The sequence below is a fragment of the Siccirubricoccus soli genome (assembly GCF_024178315.1).
In the GTDB taxonomy this organism is placed as follows: domain Bacteria; phylum Pseudomonadota; class Alphaproteobacteria; order Acetobacterales; family Acetobacteraceae; genus Siccirubricoccus; species Siccirubricoccus soli.
The window spans coordinates 1-15,408 of sequence record NZ_JAMZIK010000023.1; the positions used below are offsets into that span (position 1 = coordinate 1).

The following is a 15,408-nucleotide window of genomic DNA, read 5'->3' on the forward strand; positions in this document are numbered from 1 at the left end:
AGCATTCCCCGCGACGTTGCTGCGCAACACCGCGAGGGCCCCGGGAGTCGCCATGCGGCCAGGGCCTCGTACAGCCTGAAGCGGCAAAGCCGCTTCAGGGCAACGGGCGGCGCGGTTCGCAAGGCGGGGGGTCACGGGCCGCGGGGGCGGCGCAGCAGCAGGTGGACGGCGCCGGGGTTGGTGGCGTGGGGATGGGCAGCGCCGAGCAGCAGGGCGCGCAGCTCCGGCGCGTTCAGCCAGTGCGGCAGTTCCCGCCGCAGCACGCCGCCTTCCAGGGAGGATCCCTTGCCGGTGACGATGGCGACGCAGCGCAGCCCCTCGGCATGGGCGGTGAAGAGGAAGCGGCGGACGGCGCCATGCGCCTCCTGCGCCCGCCGCCCGTGCAGGTCCAGGGTGCGTTCCGGCCTCATCGTGCCGCGCCGCAGCGCCTTCCAGCGCTTGGCGTCCAGCCCGGCCGGCGCGGCGCCCACATGCAGCTCCGGCGCCGGGCGCGGGGCGTGCCGTGGCGGGGCAGGGGGCGGTGGGGCGGGCGCGGGCGCGGGCGCGGCGGCCAGGGCGGGAGGTGCCGGCGGGGGCGGTGCCAATTCCTTGCCCGGCAGCGGGGCGATGGCGGCGCGCGCCGTATAGGCCTGCCACAGCGCGTGATCCGCCGCCGTCAGCCCGCGCCGGCGCGTGGACATCAGGCGCCGGGCGGCAGCGCCGCCGGGTCGTCATCCAGCAGCAGGATATGCAGCCGCCGCGGGCCATGCGCGCCGAGTTCCAGCGTCTGCTCGATATCCGCGCTGCGGCTGGGGCCGGTGACGAACATGATGTTGCGCGGCATGGGGCCGCCGGTCCGTGCGTCCCGGTGCTCGGCCCGCAGCGCATCCCAGGCTTCCTCATAGGCGCCATGGATGCGGCTGGCGCGCAGCAGCACCACGGCGGTGTCGGCGAGCAGGTTGAGGGTGGTCGGGCGCTCGGGCGCGGAGGGGAGCATGAGCGTCCCCGTCTCCGCGATGCCGGCGAAGCCGTGCTGCAGGCTGACCTGGTCCGTGCCCTGCGCGCGGCGCGGCTCCGGCTGCAGCAGGGGGCGGCTGTCCCAGGGAATGCCGAGCAGTTCGGGGTGCGGCGCCATCGGGAAGGCGGTGGGCAGGTTCTGCGCTGCCAGGTAGTCCGCCAGCGCGGCGGGCACGGCGGCGAGGTCCGGCACCCGCTCCACCGTGCCGAACTCCTTCTCCACATTGCGGATGAAGAGGGCGATCTGCTCCGGGCGGGAGACGCGGGAGCGGGCGGGGATGAGGTGGCGCGGATGGCTGGCCAGCCGCCCATCCAGCATGGCGCGCTGGTCGGCCGGCAGCGGGCCGCGCTTCAGGCCGCGGCGGATGGCGCCGAGGATCGCCTCCTTGCTCATCGCCGGGCGCCCCGGCGCTGCGCGGCGGCGTAGCGACTCATGAAAGTGCCGCCCGGCTCCGGCACCGGCAGATCCCGCCCCTTGGTCCAGTTGCCGGCGAGCGGCAGGGAGCGGAAGGCGCCCTTGCCGCGGCCGAGCAGGCCAAGCGCGCCGATCGCCGCGCGGGTGGCGAAGCGGTAGAGGCCGGGGCGGCGGGCAAACCAGGCCCAGGCGCCGAGGCCCCAGCGCGCGGCGGAGGGCGTCAGGTGCCGCTCGAATTCCCGTTCCCGCCAGTGGCGCATCATCTTCGGCAGCGGGATCTTCACCGGGCAGACGCTCTCGCAGCGGCCGCAGAAGGTGGAGGCGTTGGGGAGGTTGCCGGTCTTCTCCACTCCGACAAGCGATGGCGTCAGCACGCTGCCCATCGGCCCCGGATAGACCCAGCCATAGGCATGGCCGCCCACCGCGCCATAGACCGGGCAGTGGTTCATGCAGGCGGCGCAGCGGATGCAGCGCAGCATCTCCTGGAATTCGGTGCCGATCATGTTGGAACGGCCATTGTCGACCAGCACCACATGGTATTCCTCCGGCCCGTCCAGGTCGCCGGGGCGGCGGCTGCCGGTGGAGAAGGTGGTGTAGACCGAGAAATCCTGGCCGGTGGCGGAGCGCGCCAGCAGGCGGAGGAGGGAGGTGCAATCCTCCAGCGTCGGCACGACCTTCTCGATGCTCGCCAGCGCGATATGGATGCGCGGCAGGGTCTGGGTCAGGTCGCCATTGCCCTCATTCGTCACGATGACGGAGGAGCCGGTCTCGGCGATGAGGAAATTGGCGCCGGTGATGCCGACATCGGCGGCGAGGAACCGCTCCCGCAGGCGGGTGCGGGCCTCGGCCAGGATGTCGCGGCGCTCGGCGAAGACGCGGTCCTTCGGCAGGTCCGTGTGCATCCGGCGGAAATCCGCCTCCCAATCCTCCCGGTTCAGGTGGAAGGCGGGGGCGATGATGTGGCTCGGCGGCTCATCCCGGAGCTGGAGGATGTACTCGCCGAGGTCGGTCTCCACCGGCTGGATGCCGTGCCGTTCCAGGTGGCGGTTGATCCCGAGCTCCTCGGAGATCATCGACTTGCCCTTGGTGACGGTGCGGGCATTGGCGCGGCGGCAGATGGCCAGCACCGCCTCTCGTGCCTCGTCCGCCGTGCTGCACCAGTGCACCTGGCCGCCGGCCTTCTCCACATTGGCGGCGAAGGTTTCGAGGTAGTGGTCGAGGTTTGCCAGGGTGTGATTCTTGATGTCCCGGGCGATGTCGCGCAGGCGCTCGAATTCCGGGAGGTTGGCGACGGCAGCGGCGCGGCGCTGCAGGAAGGCGCCCTTGGCGGTGCCGAGCGCCTTCTGCAGCCCGGCATCTTCCAGGGCACGGGCGGCATTCTGTTTGAAGGCGGGGGAGGTGATCTGCACGGAAGGGCTCCTCTGGGCCCTATGTAGCGGTTTTGTCGCGCCGGGTCAGGCCGTGCGGCGGGTTCTCCGCCATTCGGTCGTGGCCCCAGGACGTGTCGTCCAGGCGCGCTCCACGCTCTCGACCCCGTCGAGCGCACCTCAAGCCCCAGCCATGGTGCCGGTTTCGCATCAAGGACGAAGCCGCGCGAAGCGCGGTGCCGCTGCGCGGCATCCTTGACTCGAAACCGGCACCATGGCCCTCGCGAATGGTCGCCTTCAACGGGGTCGAAGGCGCTTTTAGGCGCCCTCGGCGAGACGTGCAGCGGCAGCCCTCGTGCTTCGCGGTAGGCCGGAAACGTGGCTGGCCCGTGGCTACCTTGGGCGGTGCCGAAGGCGCCGATGAGCGCCTTCAAACGGCGAAAGGCACGGCGATGGCCCCGGCCGGTGCGTCGGGCGGGAAAGCGCGGCTGGCCTGTCGCCGCGTCGGGCGGCGCCGGAGGTGTCGACACGCGCTCCGACCGGCAGGAGGCGTAGGCACAGCGCCCAGCCGTTGCGGCAGGCAGCGAACCCATGGCCCGTTGCCGCATCGGTCATCCGGCCAGTAAGAGCTGCCGCAGCCGCGCTCAGCCCTCACGAGAGACGGGGAACCGCGGCACCCCCGTCGCCTCGAAGGCCGAGATGTTCCCGATCGTCACCTCGCCGATCGCCGCCAGCGCCTCCGCCGTGAAGAAAGCCTGGTGGGCGGTGACGAGGACGTTCGGGAAGGTCAGCAGCCGGGTGAAGACATCGTCCTGGATGACCTGGCCGGACAGGTCCTCGAAGAACAGCCCCGCCTCCTCCTCATAGACATCGAGGCCGAGATAGCCGATCCGCCCGCTCTTCAGCCCGGCGATCACCGCCGCCGTGTCCACCAGCGCGCCGCGGCTGGTGTTCACCAGCATCACCCCGGGCCGCATGCGCGCCACCGCCGCGGCGTCGATCAGGTGGCGGGTTTCCGGCGTCAGCGGGCAGTGCAGCGTCACGATATCGGCTGCCGCCAGCAGCTCCGGCAACGGGGCGTAGCGCACCCCGGCCGCCACCAGCCCGGGCTCCTCCACCGGATCGAAGGCCATGACCCGGCAGCCGAAGCCCAGCATGATCCGCGCCACCACCGCGCCGATCCGCCCGGTGCCGACCACGCCCACCACCCGGTCCTTCAGGTCGAAGCCTAAGAGCCCGTCCAGGGCGAAATTCCCCTCCCGCACCCGGTTGTAGGCGCGGTGGATGCGGCGGTTCAGGGCGAGGATCAGCGCCACCGTGTGCTCGGCCACCGCATGCGGCGAATAGGCCGGCACCCGCCCCACGGCGATGCCGAGCGCCGCCGCCGCGGCCAGATCCACATTGTTGAAGCCGGCGCAGCGCAGCGCCACCAGCCGCACGCCCTGGGCGGACAGCGCCGCCAGCGTCGCCGCATCCAGCTCGTCATTCACGAAGACGCAGATGGCCCCGGCGCCGGCGGCCAGCACCGCGGTGGCGGGGCCCAGGCGCGGTTCCAGGTAGCGCAGCGCATGGGGGCGGCCGGCGGCGGCATTGGCGGCCTCCAGGCAGGCACGGTCATAGGGCTTGGTGCTGAAGACGGCGACGTCCATCCGGGGTCTCCTCGCCAGAGGTCCCGCCCGGATGCTGTCCCGGCGGCAGGGGGCGGGGTGGGGTCAGCGCAGGGTGCCGGGCGGGCACGGGGGCAGCGTAGCGCAAAAGGGCTGCCCCCACCGGGCCGGGCTCACTGGGAGGCGCGGCTCACGCCATCGAATGCATGGCAGACGCGGCGTGGGCGCGCGAAGGTCCCTTGTCCACCCCATGCCTTGCCCATCGGCGAGGGGCAGGGCCGCGGCGCGCGGCATCGCCCCGGCCCGCGCCGATACCGCCAGATCCTTGGCCCGCAGCCGTTCAGGCCGCGCGCAACTGCCCCAGGAACCCGTCCACCTTGCCGCGCATCTGCGCCGCCTGGCCGGCCAGGTCGCGCGCGGCCTCCGCGATGCGGCCGGAAACCTGGCCGGTTTCCGAGGCGGCACCGTTCACCGCCCGGATGCTCGCGGTCACCTCCCCGGTGCCGGCGGCGGCCTGCTGCACGTTGCGGGCGATCTCCGCCGTGGTGGCGCCCTGCTCCTCCACCGCCGCGGCGATGGCGGCCGCCACCTCGTTCAGCTCGCCGATCGTGGCGGCGACCGCCTCGATCGCCCGGGCCACGTCGCCGGTCGCCCCTTGGACGGCGCCGATGCGGGCGGTGATCTCCTCCGTCGCGCGGGCGGTCTGGGCGGCCAGCGCCTTCACCTCGCTGGCCACCACGGCGAAGCCCTTGCCGGCCTCCCCGGCCCGCGCCGCCTCGATGGTCGCGTTCAGCGCCAGCAGGTTGGGCTGGCCGGCGATGTCGCTGATGAGCTTCACCACATCGCCGATCCGCTGCACGTCGGTGACCAGGCTCCGCACCACCTCCGTCGCATCCTGGGCCTGGCCCGTGGCGGTGGAGGTGGCGGAGGAGGAGCGGGTGACCTGCTGCCCGATCTCCCGGATCGAGGCCGTGACCTGCTCGGTCGCGGCGGCGACGCTGCTGACGTTGCTGCTGGTGGTGCCGGCCGCCTCCGCCACTTCCAACGCGCGGCGGGAGGTGGTGTCGGCCGCGCCGTTCATCGCCAGCGCATCCTGCTCCAGCCGCTCCGCCGCCGCTGCCACGGCGCCGACCGAGGCCATGATCTCCGCCTCGAACCGCTCCGCGATGGCGCGGGTGGATTGCTTCTGGCCGGTCTCCGCCAGCCTGGCGGCGTGGACATCGACCAGGCTGCCGCAGGCGCGGCGGGGCTTGCGGTTCTCGTCCAGGATGACGCCGCCGGTCGCGCGGAACCAGCGATAGCTGCCATCCTTCACCTTCAGCCGGTAGGTGACGTCGTAGCGGTTGCCGGTGGCGAGCGCCTTGTCGAAGGCGGCGAAGGTGGGCGCCGCATCCTCCGGGTGCAGCCGGTCCGACCAGCTCTGCACCACATCCGGGAATTCGGCGGCGGAGGCGAAGCCGAGCAGGCGGCGGAATTCCGCGGACCAGGTCCAGCGCGCCTTGGGATGCATCGCATCGCCTTCATGCAGGATGGCGTCCCAGAGGCCGACCCCGGCACAGCCGGACAGAACCTCGAGCCATTCGGCTTTCTCCCGCAGGTCGCGCATGCGGGCGGAGGAGAAGAAGGACATCGGCGTTTCCAATGGCAGGGCTGCGACCGCACCCTGCCAGGGGAAGGTGGGGGAAGGGTTAAATGCCCCCCGCAACACCGCTGCGCGGCTTGTGGGGAGGGTCAGAGGGTGCCGGGGTTCCTGGGTTTCGCCCGGGGAAGGAGACCGGGTGGCCTGCGCCCCGATGGTTGCGCAACTGCGCCTGTCATGCCGAGCAAGGAAATGGGCGCTGCCCTTGGCGGCCGTGCCGCCAGGACTGCGGGTCGAGCCCTTGGGTCTGGCCGGGCCCGAGGCTGGCTGCCGGCAGCACCCGGCGGGTTCAAGGGCGCAAGACCTTTCCCTCCCGCCAGCATGGCCGTATTCCAATGGGAAATTTCCCACTGCCAGCGATGGTCATGACCGACGCCACCCCGGAGACCCGCAGCGCCGAGCTGCGCCATGATTTCAAGACCGCCGAGCCGCGTTGGCAGGCGGAATGGGAAAGGCGCGGCTGCTTCACCGTGCCGGATGTGCCGGACGGGACGAAGCCGAAGTATTATGTTCTTGAGATGTTCCCGTACCCCAGCGGGAAGATCCATATGGGGCATGTCCGCAACTACACGCTGGGCGATGTGGTGGCGCGCTACAAGCGGGCCCGCGGCCATCAGGTGATGCACCCCATGGGTTGGGACGCCTTCGGCCTGCCGGCCGAGAATGCGGCGCGGGAGCGTGGCATCCACCCCGGCACCTGGACCTACCAGAACATCGCCAATATGCGCGCCGAGCTGCAGCGCATGGGGCTTTCGCTGGAATGGGCCCGGGAATTCGCCACCTGCGACCCCGAATATTACGGGCAACAGCAAAAATTGTTCCTCGACTTCTACCGGGCCGGCCTGGTGGAGCGGAAGGAAAGCTGGGTGAACTGGGACCCGGTGGACGGGACCGTGCTGGCGAATGAGCAGGTGATCGACGGGCGCGGCTGGCGTTCCGGCGCACTGGTGGAGAAGAAGAAGCTCAGCCAGTGGTTCTTCAGCATCACGAAGTATGCGCCGGATCTGCTGGAGGCGCTGGAGAAGCTGGACCGCTGGCCGGAGCGGGTGAAGCTGATGCAGGCCAACTGGATCGGCCGCAGCGAGGGGGCGCGGGTGCGCTTCAAGCTGGCCGAGGCGGTGGCGGGCCTCGAGGATGAGGTGGAGGTCTTCACCACGCGGCCGGACACGCTCTACGGCATGAGCTTCCTGGCCGTCGCCGCGGAGCATCCGCTGGCCGCGGCCGCCGGTGCGAAGGATCCGGGCGCGGCGGAGTTCATCGCCGAATGCCGCCGCATGGGCACCTCTGAGGCGGCAATCGAGCAGGCGGAGAAGCGGGGCTACGACACCGGCTTCCGCGTGGCGCACCCCTTCCTGCCGGGCGTCACCTTCCCCGTCTGGATCGCCAATTTCGTGCTGATGGAATACGGCACCGGCGCCATCTTCGGCTGCCCGGCGCATGACGAGCGGGACTTCGAATTCGCCACGAAATACGGGCTGGCCATCACCCAGGTGGTGCGGCCGCCGGAGGAAGGGGCAGCGGTGACGCTGCCCTTCACCGACCCGGGCGTGGCGGTGAATTCCGGCCCGCTGGACGGGCTGCCGACGGCGGAGGCCAAGCGCGCCGCCATCGCCCGGCTGGAGGAGAGCGGCCAGGGCACCGGCGTGGTGAATTGGCGGCTGCGGGACTGGGGCGTCTCCCGCCAGCGCTACTGGGGCTGCCCCATCCCCTTCATCCATTGCGAGGCCTGCGGCGTGGTCCCGGTGCCGGACGATCAGCTGCCGGTGAAGCTGCCGGAGGACGTGGATTTCTCGAAGCCCGGCAACCCGCTGGACAACCACCCGAGCTGGAAGCACGTGGCCTGCCCGAGCTGCGGCAAGGACGCGGTGCGCGAGACGGATACCTGCGACACCTTCGTGGACAGCTCCTGGTATTTCGCCCGCTTCTGCTCCCCGCGGGCGGCGCTGCCGGTGACGCGGGCGGCGGTGGATGCCTGGCTGCCGGTGGACCAATATATCGGCGGCATCGAGCACGCGATCCTGCACCTGCTCTACAGCCGCTTCTTCACCCGCGGCATGCGTGACACCGGGCATCTGGAATTGGCGGAGCCCTTCGCCGGGCTCTTCACCCAGGGCATGGTGACGCATGAGAGCTACAAGGGCGCCGATGGCCGCTGGCTCTACCCGGAGGAGGTCGAGTTCAGCCTGGCCGTGGACGGCAGCCGCAGCGCGACGGTGAAGGGCAGCAAGGAGCCCGTGACCATCGGCCGCGTCGAGGCGATGTCCAAGTCCAAGCGCAACACGGTGGATCCGGGCGCCATCATCGACAAATACGGCGCCGACACCGCGCGCTGGTTCATCCTCTCCGACAACCCGCCGGAGCGGGACATGGAGTGGACGGAGGCTGGCGTCGCAGGCGCCTACCGCTTCAGCCAGCGGCTCTACCGGCTGGTGGCGGGGGCGCTGCCGGGGCTGGCACCGGCCGGGGACTTGGCCGAGGGCGCGGCGGACGAGGCGCGGAAGCTGCGCCAGGTGACGCACCGGACCATCGCCGCGGTGACCGAGGCGCTGGAAAGCTTCGGCTTCAACGTCGCCGTCGCCCGCATCCACGAATTCGCCAATGCCATCGCCGAGAGCGCCGAGACGGGCCCGGCGAAGCGGGAGGCACTGGAGACGATTGCCCGCCTCATCTCCCCCATGATGCCGCATCTGGCGGAGGAGCTGTGGTCGCTGCTGCGTCCGGGCGAAGCGAAGCTGGTGGCGGAGCTGCCCTGGCCGGAGGCCGACCCGGCGCTGCTGCGGGCGGAGACGCTGACGCTGGCCGTGCAGGTTCTCGGCAAGTTGCGTGGCACGATCGAGGTGCCGGTCGATGCGGATGAGGCTACGATCTTCGCCCTGGCAGAGGCTGAGGAGAATGTCGCCCGCAGCATCGCCGGCCGTAGCATCCGGAAGCGCATTCATGTCCCAGGCCGAGTGGTCAACTTCGTCGTCTGAACCCGGCCGCCTGGGGCGCCGCGCCGCGCTGGCCGGGCTGCTGGGCCTGACTGGCTGCGGCTTCCGGCCGCTCTATGGGCCGGTCTCGGCCCTGGATGGCGGCACGGGGGATATCCGCGCCGAGCTGGCGGCGGTGCGGGTGGGGCCGATCTTTGAGCGGCAGGGGCAGCTCCTGCGCCGGAACCTGCTGCGAAAATTCGAGGACAGCGCGCCCGGCACGCCAGGGCGCTATCTGCTGCAGGTCTGGGTGAGCTCCGGCGTCGAGGTTCTGGGCTACCGCCGGGACGGCACCATCACGCGGGTGCGCTACACGGCCAGTGGCAATTGGAACCTGACCACCATGGGCACCCCGCCCCAGACCATCGCCGCCTCCGCCATCCCCTACCGGACGCTGGACAGCTTCAACATCCCGGACCTGCAATTCTTCGCTGCGGATTCCGCGCGGGACGCGATGGAGGCCCGGGTGGCGGACGACCTGGCCGAGGAGATCTTCCGCCGGGTGGCGGTGGAGCTGCGGCGGCGGAAGGAAAGCGGCGCGGCGGCCTGAGGCGGCATGCCGAAGATCGACCCCAGGCGGTTGCCGGCTTTCCTGGCCGATCCCGGCGGCTGCCGGGTGGTGCTGCTGCACGGCGACGACCCCGGGCTGATCCGCGAGCGGGCCGAGGCGCTGGTGCGGAGCATCGCCGAAGGCGATGCGCTGCGGCTGGTGGAGATGCCGAAGGAGGCACTGCGCAGCCCTGCCGCCCTGGCGAATGAGGCGGCAAGCTCCCCGCTGACCGGTGGGCGTGTGCTGGTGCGGGTGCGGGATGCCGGCGACGGCAAGCAGATCACCGATGCCGCCAAGGCGGCACTGGCCGGGAAGGGGCCGGGGGTGGTGGTGATCGAGGCGCCGGAGCTGCGGGGCAGCGCGGCGCTGATGAAGGCGGTAGAGGCCTCGCCCCAGGGTGCGGTGATTGCCTGCTACCGGGAGCGGGGGGCGGAGCTGTCGGGATCGATCGGGCGGATCCTGGGAGAGCTGGGGGTGAGCGCCGAGCCGGCGGCGCTGGAATGGCTGGCGCAGCGCCTTGGCGAGGACCGGATGCTGCTGCGGCGGGAGCTGGAGAAGCTGGCGCTCTTCGTCGGGCAGGGCGGGCGGGTGACGCCGGAGGATGCGGTGGCTTGCGTGGCGGAAGGCTCTGCCCTCGACCTCGAGGAGGCGCTGATGGCGGCGCTGAGCGGCGAGGTGGCGGTGGCCGACAAGGCGCTGGACACTGCCTTCGCCGAGGGCGCCAATGCCGTGCAGGTGGTGCGGGCGGCGCTGCGGCATGTGCAGCGGCTGTACCAAGCCTCGCTGGCCGTGGCGGCGGGGGCGGAGCCGCGCCAGGCGGTGGAGGCGCTGCGGCCGCCGGTCTTCTTCCGCCACAAGCCGGCGGTGGAGCGGGCGCTGCGGCTGTGGCGGAGCAGTGCGCTGGAGGCGGCGGGGAATGCGCTGCTGGAGGCGGAGCGGCGCACCAAGACCACCAGCATCCCGGCCGAGGTGGTCGCACGGAATGCGGTGGTCGGGCTGGCGCGGCAGGCGGCGGCGCGGCGCTGATCAGCCGCCCTGGAGGAGGCGGATCAGCCCGTCGAGCTGGTCCAGATCCCGGTAGGCGATGGTGACCTGACCGCCCTTGCCGCTCTGGCGGATCGCGATCCGCAGGCCAAGACGCTCGGAGAGGTCACGCTCCAGGGCCAGCACCTCCGGCTCGGCGCGTGGAGCACCGCGCTCCGGCCCGGGGTCGCGGGGCTTGGTGGCGGCCAGGGCTTCCGCCTGGCGGACATTGAGGCCGCGATCGACGACCTGCAGGGCGAGGCCGACCGGGTCCGGCGCGGTGAGCAGGGCACGGGCATGGCCGGCGGTGAGGGCGCCGTCCCGCAGCAGCTCTCGCACCCTGTCCGGCAGCCCGAGCAGGCGGAGGGTGTTGGCCACATGGCTGCGGCTCTTTCCCACCGCCTTGCCGAGCGTGTCCTGGGTGAGGCCGAATTCGTCGATCAGGCGGCGATAGCCCTCCGCTTCCTCCAGCGCGTTCAGGTCCTGGCGCTGGAGGTTTTCCACCAGGGCGGCGGCCATGGCCTCCCGGTCCCCGAGGGGACGGACCACCACCGGGACCTCATGCAGGGGAACGAGCTGGGCGGCGCGCCAGCGGCGCTCCCCGCCGATGATCTGGTAGTGGCCGGGCCGCTCCGGGTGCTCCCGCGCCAGGATGGGCTGAAGGACGCCATGTTCCCGGATGCTGTCCGCCAGTTCCTGCAAGGGGGCGGGGTCGATGGGGCCGCGGGGCTGGAAGGGGCCGGGTTCCAGCTTTTCGATCGGCAGGGTGCGGAGCGCCTCGCCGGCGTCGGTGGCGGGGGTAGAGGGCATTTCGCCGATCAGGGCGGAGAGGCCGCGGCCAAGACGGGGGGGCTTCATGCGGCGCGGACCTTCTCGCGGCGGCGCAGCTCGTCGGCCAGGGCGACATAGGCCTGGGCGCCGGGTGAGCGGGAATCATAGAGGGTGACAGGCAGGCCGTGGGAGGGCGCCTCACTGACCCGCACGTTCCGGGGGATCACCGTCTCGAACACCTTCTCCTTGAAGAAGCCGCGAACGTCCTGGGCGACCAGTTCGGAGAGGTTGTTGCGGCGGTCATACATGGTCAGCGCGATCCCCTCGAGGGCAAGGCCGGGGTTGAGGGCACGGCGGACCCGCTCGATGGTTTGGACGATCTGACTGACCCCTTCCAGGGCAAAGAACTCCGTTTGCAGGGGCACGAGGACGCTATCCGCTGCGACCAGGGCATTCAGGGTGAGCAGGCCGAGCGAGGGTGGGCAGTCGAGGAAGATATAGTCGTATTCGGCAAGCCGGGCGGCATCGGCGGTGAAGACGTTGCGGAGACGCCGGTCGCGATCCTCCAGCGCCACCAGTTCCACCTCCGCCCCAGCCAGGTCGGTATCGGCGGGGATGAGGGAGAGGGTGGGGACGGGGGTGGGGCGGATCAGCTCGGCGAGAGGCCGGTCGCCGGTCAGCAGGGCGTAGGTACCGGCGCCACGGGCGGCGCGATCCACGCCGAGGCCGGTGGAGGCATTGCCCTGTGGGTCGAGGTCGAGGAGCAACACACGACGATCCGCAGCCAGGACGGTGGCCAAGTTAATGGCGGTGGTGGTCTTGCCGACGCCGCCCTTCTGGTTGGCGAGGGCGATGACGCGCGGCTTGGCGCGCTCAGACGGCGGGGGAGACAGGGCGGATCTCGCTGAGGCGTAGGAGGGTGGCGGAGGAGTCGGTCCGGCTGGGAAACCGCTCAGTGCGCATGGTCCAGTGAGCGGCGGCCTCCGTCAATTCCTGATCCGCGCTGCGGCCCTTGGGAAAGAGGGCAGTGCCCCCCGGCGCGAGCAGACGATGGGCATGGGGGAGGAGCTGGGCCAACGGCGCAAGGGCGCGGGCTGTCAGGATGGCGGCCTGGGGCAGGGGGGCGTCCTCGATTCGGCTTGGGTGGATGGTGACGGTGGTGAGGCCGAGATGGCGGCTGACTTCCGCAAGGAAGGCGCATTTACGCCGATCCGACTCCACCAGGTGGGTAGGCACGCCTGTGGCGACAGCGAGGACGAGACCAGGGAAGCCGGCGCCTGAGCCGAGGTCGATCAGCGGGCCGTCCGGGGCTTCGGGCAGCAACGAGAGAAGCTGTAGCGAATCCAGCACATGGCGTTGCCATAGCGCGTCCTCTGGCGCCCGGGCCACGAGGTTGATGCGGCTGTTCCAGCGAAGGAGCAAATGGAGATAGGTGCGCAGTCGCTCCTCTGTTTCACGTGAAACGCCGAGCTCGGCAGCGGTAAGAGGTTTCACGTGAAACGCGGCTCCCGGCGGAGATGGACGGCCAGGGCCGCCAGCGCTGCCGGGGTAATGCCCGGAATGCGGCCGGCGCTGCCCAGCGTAGCTGGGCGGGTCTTCACCAGGCGCTGCCGCATTTCCGCAGATAGCCCGGGAATGGTCGCAAAATCCAGCGCGGGGGGGATGGCCAGCCGTTCCTCCCGCTCCAGCGCCCGCAGCTCGGCAGCCTGCCGGTTCAGATAGGGGGCGTAGAGGGCCTGAGCTTCCAGCTCCACCCGCACCCGGGCCGGCAAATCACGCAGCCAGGGAAAAAGCCGGCTCGCTGCCTCCGGCGTCATGACCGGCAGGGCCAGGGCTTCGAAGGTGCTCCGCCACCGGCCATCCTGGTTTACCGGCACGCCGGAGGCGGCGTATTGCGCCGGCGTTGCGCCTTCGGCCCGGGCGCGGGCGAGGGCATCCGCCAGCGCAGTCGCAAAGGCGCGGTGCATCGCGGCGCGGGCCGGGCCGACGCAGCCCCAGGCGATGCCCTTTTCCGTCAGGCGCAACCCGGCATTGTCTGCCCGCAGCGCCAGTCGGAACTCAGAGCGTGCGGTGAGCATACGATAGGGCTCCGTTACCCCCTGCAGCACCAGATCATCCACCAGCACGCCGGCATAGGCTTCGCTCCGCGTCAGCACCCGGTCCGGCAAGGCGCCGCCGGCACGCTGGGCGGCATTCACCCCGGCGAGCAGCCCCTGGGCCCCGGCTTCCTCATAGCCGGTGGTGCCGTTGATCTGGCCGGCGAGGAACAGGCCGGGCACCGTGCGCACCTCCAGCGCCGGTGTCAGGGTGCGGGGGTCTACATGATCGTATTCGATGGCGTAGCCCGGTCGTAGGATGCGCGCCTTCTCCAACCCCGGGATGGTGGCGATGAAGGCCGCCTGCACCGCTTCCGGCAGGCTGGTGGAAATGCCGTTGGGATAGACGGTGTCGTCGTCGAGCCCCTCCGGCTCCAGGAAGATCTGGTGCCGCTCCCGCTCCGCGAAGCGCACCACCTTGTCCTCGATGGAGGGGCAATAGCGCGGTCCCACACCTGCGATCCGGCCGCCATAGACGGCGCTGCGGTGCAGGTTGGCGCGGATCAGCGCATGGCCTCTCGGCGTGGTGGCGGTGATGGCGCAGTTCACCTGGCGGTTGGTGATCCGCTCCGTCAGCCAGGAGAGCGGCTCGGGCGAGTCGTCCCCCGGATCCGCCTGCAAGCCGGCCCAGTCGATGGTCTTCCCGTCCAGCCGCGGCGGCGTGCCGGTCTTCAGCCGGGCGAGCGGCAGGCCAAGCCGGTCCAGCGTGGCGGCAAGCCCGACCGAGGGCGCTTCCCCGACCCGCCCCGCCGGGATTCGGGTTTCGCCGATATGGATCTCCCCGCGCAGGAAGGTGCCGGCGGTGACAATCACCGCCCCTGCGCCGATGCGGCGGCCGGAGGCGGTGACGATGCCGGCCACCCGCCCGCCGGGGCCGAGGATCAGATCCTCCGCTGCTTCGGCCAGGATGCTCAGCCCCGCCGTCTCCCGCAGCAGCGCCTGCACCGCCTGCCGGTACAGCTTTCGGTCCGCCTGGGCCCGCGGCCCGCGCACCGCCGGGCCCTTGCTGCGGTTCAGCAGCTTGAAATGAATGCCGGCGGCATCGGCGGCGCGGGCCATTAGCCCGTCCAGCGCATCGATCTCCCGCACCAGATGGCCCTTGCCCACCCCGCCAATCGCCGGGTTGCAGGACATTTCCCCCAGCGTCTCCAGCCGGTGGGTCAGCAGCAGGGTGCGGGCGCCGCAGCGCGCGGCGGCGGCGGCGGCCTCGCAGCCGGCATGACCGCCGCCCACCACCACCACATCGAAACCGAGATCGGACATGGCGGGCATATAGAGCAGATCGCGCCGCCGGGTGAACGCTCCGGCGCGAGACGCCGGCGGGAGGGTGGCGGCGCTCAGCCCCCACCCTGGTCCGGATGGAAGCCGAGCGCCCGTTGCCACATCGCCCGGGCGAAGCGCGGATCCTCCACCAGCGCGGCCGCCTCCACCCCGCCCTGGCGCAGCATGCCCTGTATGCCGCCCAGCATCGCCTCATCCAGCGGCGCCATCACCCCGGTGGTGATGGCGAAGCCCCCGACGCGGCCGATCCGGCTGGCGAAGACGGTGCCCGGCGGCGCCGTCTCCGCCAGATTCTGGTCCACCAGCCACACCTCGCCGCCCAGCAGGGCATCCTCCAGCAGCAGCCCTTCCTCCGGGTGCCGGTCCTGTACGCGGAAGACGGAGAGCCAGGACCGGGTCAGCGCATTCAGCACCAGCGCCGCTTCCCCCGGCAGCCGGGCATGTTGCCGTGCCACCCGGTCGATGGCGCGGCTGCGGCCGGGCGGGGCGGTGTAGATCGCCAGGTCGAAGGCATAAGCCAACTCCTCCCCGGAGGTCTGGCCCATCTCCTCATCCAGGCTGAGGCCGAGGCGCTGGATCTGCTCCCGGATCTTCTCCCGCGGCAGGGCGCGCAGCGCCAGCTCCTGCAGCCGCTGCCGGGCAGCGGCGCAGCGGCCATAGAAATCGCGGATCTCCTCGGCGCTCATCGCCACGG

13 protein-coding genes are annotated in these 15,408 nt (G+C 71.4%); 3 read left to right on the top strand and 10 right to left on the bottom strand.

Translation table 11 applies throughout. The features are described from left to right. Positions 1-131 precede the first annotated feature (131 nt). The 5 genes from NJ376_RS03725 to NJ376_RS03745 form a co-directional block, all read right to left on the bottom strand. Positions 132-680, bottom strand: coding sequence for a Smr/MutS family protein (locus NJ376_RS03725; protein ID WP_252951883.1), 549 nt, complete (start codon positions 678-680; stop codon positions 132-134). Further along, positions 680-1,390: a LutC/YkgG family protein gene (locus NJ376_RS03730; RefSeq protein WP_252951884.1), complete on the bottom strand. Its 711-nt coding sequence runs from the start codon at positions 1,388-1,390 to the stop codon at positions 680-682. The genes NJ376_RS03725 and NJ376_RS03730 overlap by 1 nt, the downstream gene beginning before the upstream one ends. Continuing rightward, a complete protein-coding gene (locus NJ376_RS03735) occupies positions 1,387-2,820 on the bottom strand; it encodes a LutB/LldF family L-lactate oxidation iron-sulfur protein (protein WP_252951885.1) in 1,434 nt (477 codons plus the stop codon). The genes NJ376_RS03730 and NJ376_RS03735 overlap by 4 nt, the downstream gene beginning before the upstream one ends. 602 nt (positions 2,821-3,422) lie before the next feature. Next, positions 3,423-4,427: a 2-hydroxyacid dehydrogenase gene (locus tag NJ376_RS03740; RefSeq protein WP_252951886.1), complete on the bottom strand. Its 1,005-nt coding sequence runs from the start codon at positions 4,425-4,427 to the stop codon at positions 3,423-3,425. Between the two features lie 298 nt (positions 4,428-4,725). Beyond that, positions 4,726-6,015 carry a methyl-accepting chemotaxis protein gene (locus tag NJ376_RS03745; protein ID WP_252951887.1) on the bottom strand — a complete coding sequence of 430 codons (1,290 nt, stop codon included), beginning with the start codon at positions 6,013-6,015 and terminating at the stop codon, positions 4,726-4,728. Between the two features lie 374 nt (positions 6,016-6,389). On the opposite strand from NJ376_RS03745, the gene leuS reads away from it, so the two are divergent. From leuS to holA, 3 genes are read left to right on the top strand one after another with little or no spacing between them, the layout of a single operon-like run. Continuing rightward, positions 6,390-8,996: a leucine--tRNA ligase gene (gene leuS, locus NJ376_RS03750; RefSeq protein ID WP_252951888.1), complete on the top strand. Its 2,607-nt coding sequence runs from the start codon at positions 6,390-6,392 to the stop codon at positions 8,994-8,996. Then, on the top strand, positions 8,962-9,543 hold the full coding sequence (lptE, locus tag NJ376_RS03755; RefSeq protein WP_252951889.1) for an LPS assembly lipoprotein LptE: 582 nt from the start codon (positions 8,962-8,964) through the stop codon (positions 9,541-9,543). Before leuS ends, lptE begins: the two co-directional genes overlap by 35 nt. A gap of 6 nt (positions 9,544-9,549) precedes the next feature. Beyond that, the gene (holA, locus tag NJ376_RS03760) at positions 9,550-10,569 is read left to right on the top strand and encodes a DNA polymerase III subunit delta (RefSeq protein ID WP_252951890.1); all 1,020 of its coding nucleotides are present in this window, start codon (positions 9,550-9,552) and stop codon (positions 10,567-10,569) included. On the opposite strand, the gene NJ376_RS03765 is transcribed toward holA, so the two are convergent. The 5 genes from NJ376_RS03765 to NJ376_RS03785 all read right to left on the bottom strand — a co-directional run bounded on the left by NJ376_RS03765 (position 10,570) and on the right by NJ376_RS03785 (position 15,406). Next, positions 10,570-11,424: a ParB/RepB/Spo0J family partition protein gene (locus NJ376_RS03765; RefSeq protein WP_252951891.1), complete on the bottom strand. Its 855-nt coding sequence runs from the start codon at positions 11,422-11,424 to the stop codon at positions 10,570-10,572. Then, positions 11,421-12,230 (bottom strand): ParA family protein, encoded by an 810-nt coding sequence (locus NJ376_RS03770; protein ID WP_252951973.1) that lies wholly within the window; start codon positions 12,228-12,230, stop codon positions 11,421-11,423. Before NJ376_RS03770 ends, NJ376_RS03765 begins: the two co-directional genes overlap by 4 nt. Next, the gene (gene rsmG, locus NJ376_RS03775; protein WP_252951892.1) at positions 12,211-12,831 is read right to left on the bottom strand and encodes a 16S rRNA (guanine(527)-N(7))-methyltransferase RsmG; all 621 of its coding nucleotides are present in this window, start codon (positions 12,829-12,831) and stop codon (positions 12,211-12,213) included. The genes NJ376_RS03770 and rsmG overlap by 20 nt, the downstream gene beginning before the upstream one ends. Next, complete coding sequence (gene mnmG, locus NJ376_RS03780) at positions 12,828-14,696, bottom strand: tRNA uridine-5-carboxymethylaminomethyl(34) synthesis enzyme MnmG (protein WP_252951893.1); 1,869 nt, start codon at positions 14,694-14,696, stop codon at positions 12,828-12,830. Before mnmG ends, rsmG begins: the two co-directional genes overlap by 4 nt. A gap of 74 nt (positions 14,697-14,770) precedes the next feature. Next, complete coding sequence (locus NJ376_RS03785) at positions 14,771-15,406, bottom strand: hypothetical protein (RefSeq protein ID WP_252951894.1); 636 nt, start codon at positions 15,404-15,406, stop codon at positions 14,771-14,773. Positions 15,407-15,408 lie beyond the last annotated feature (2 nt).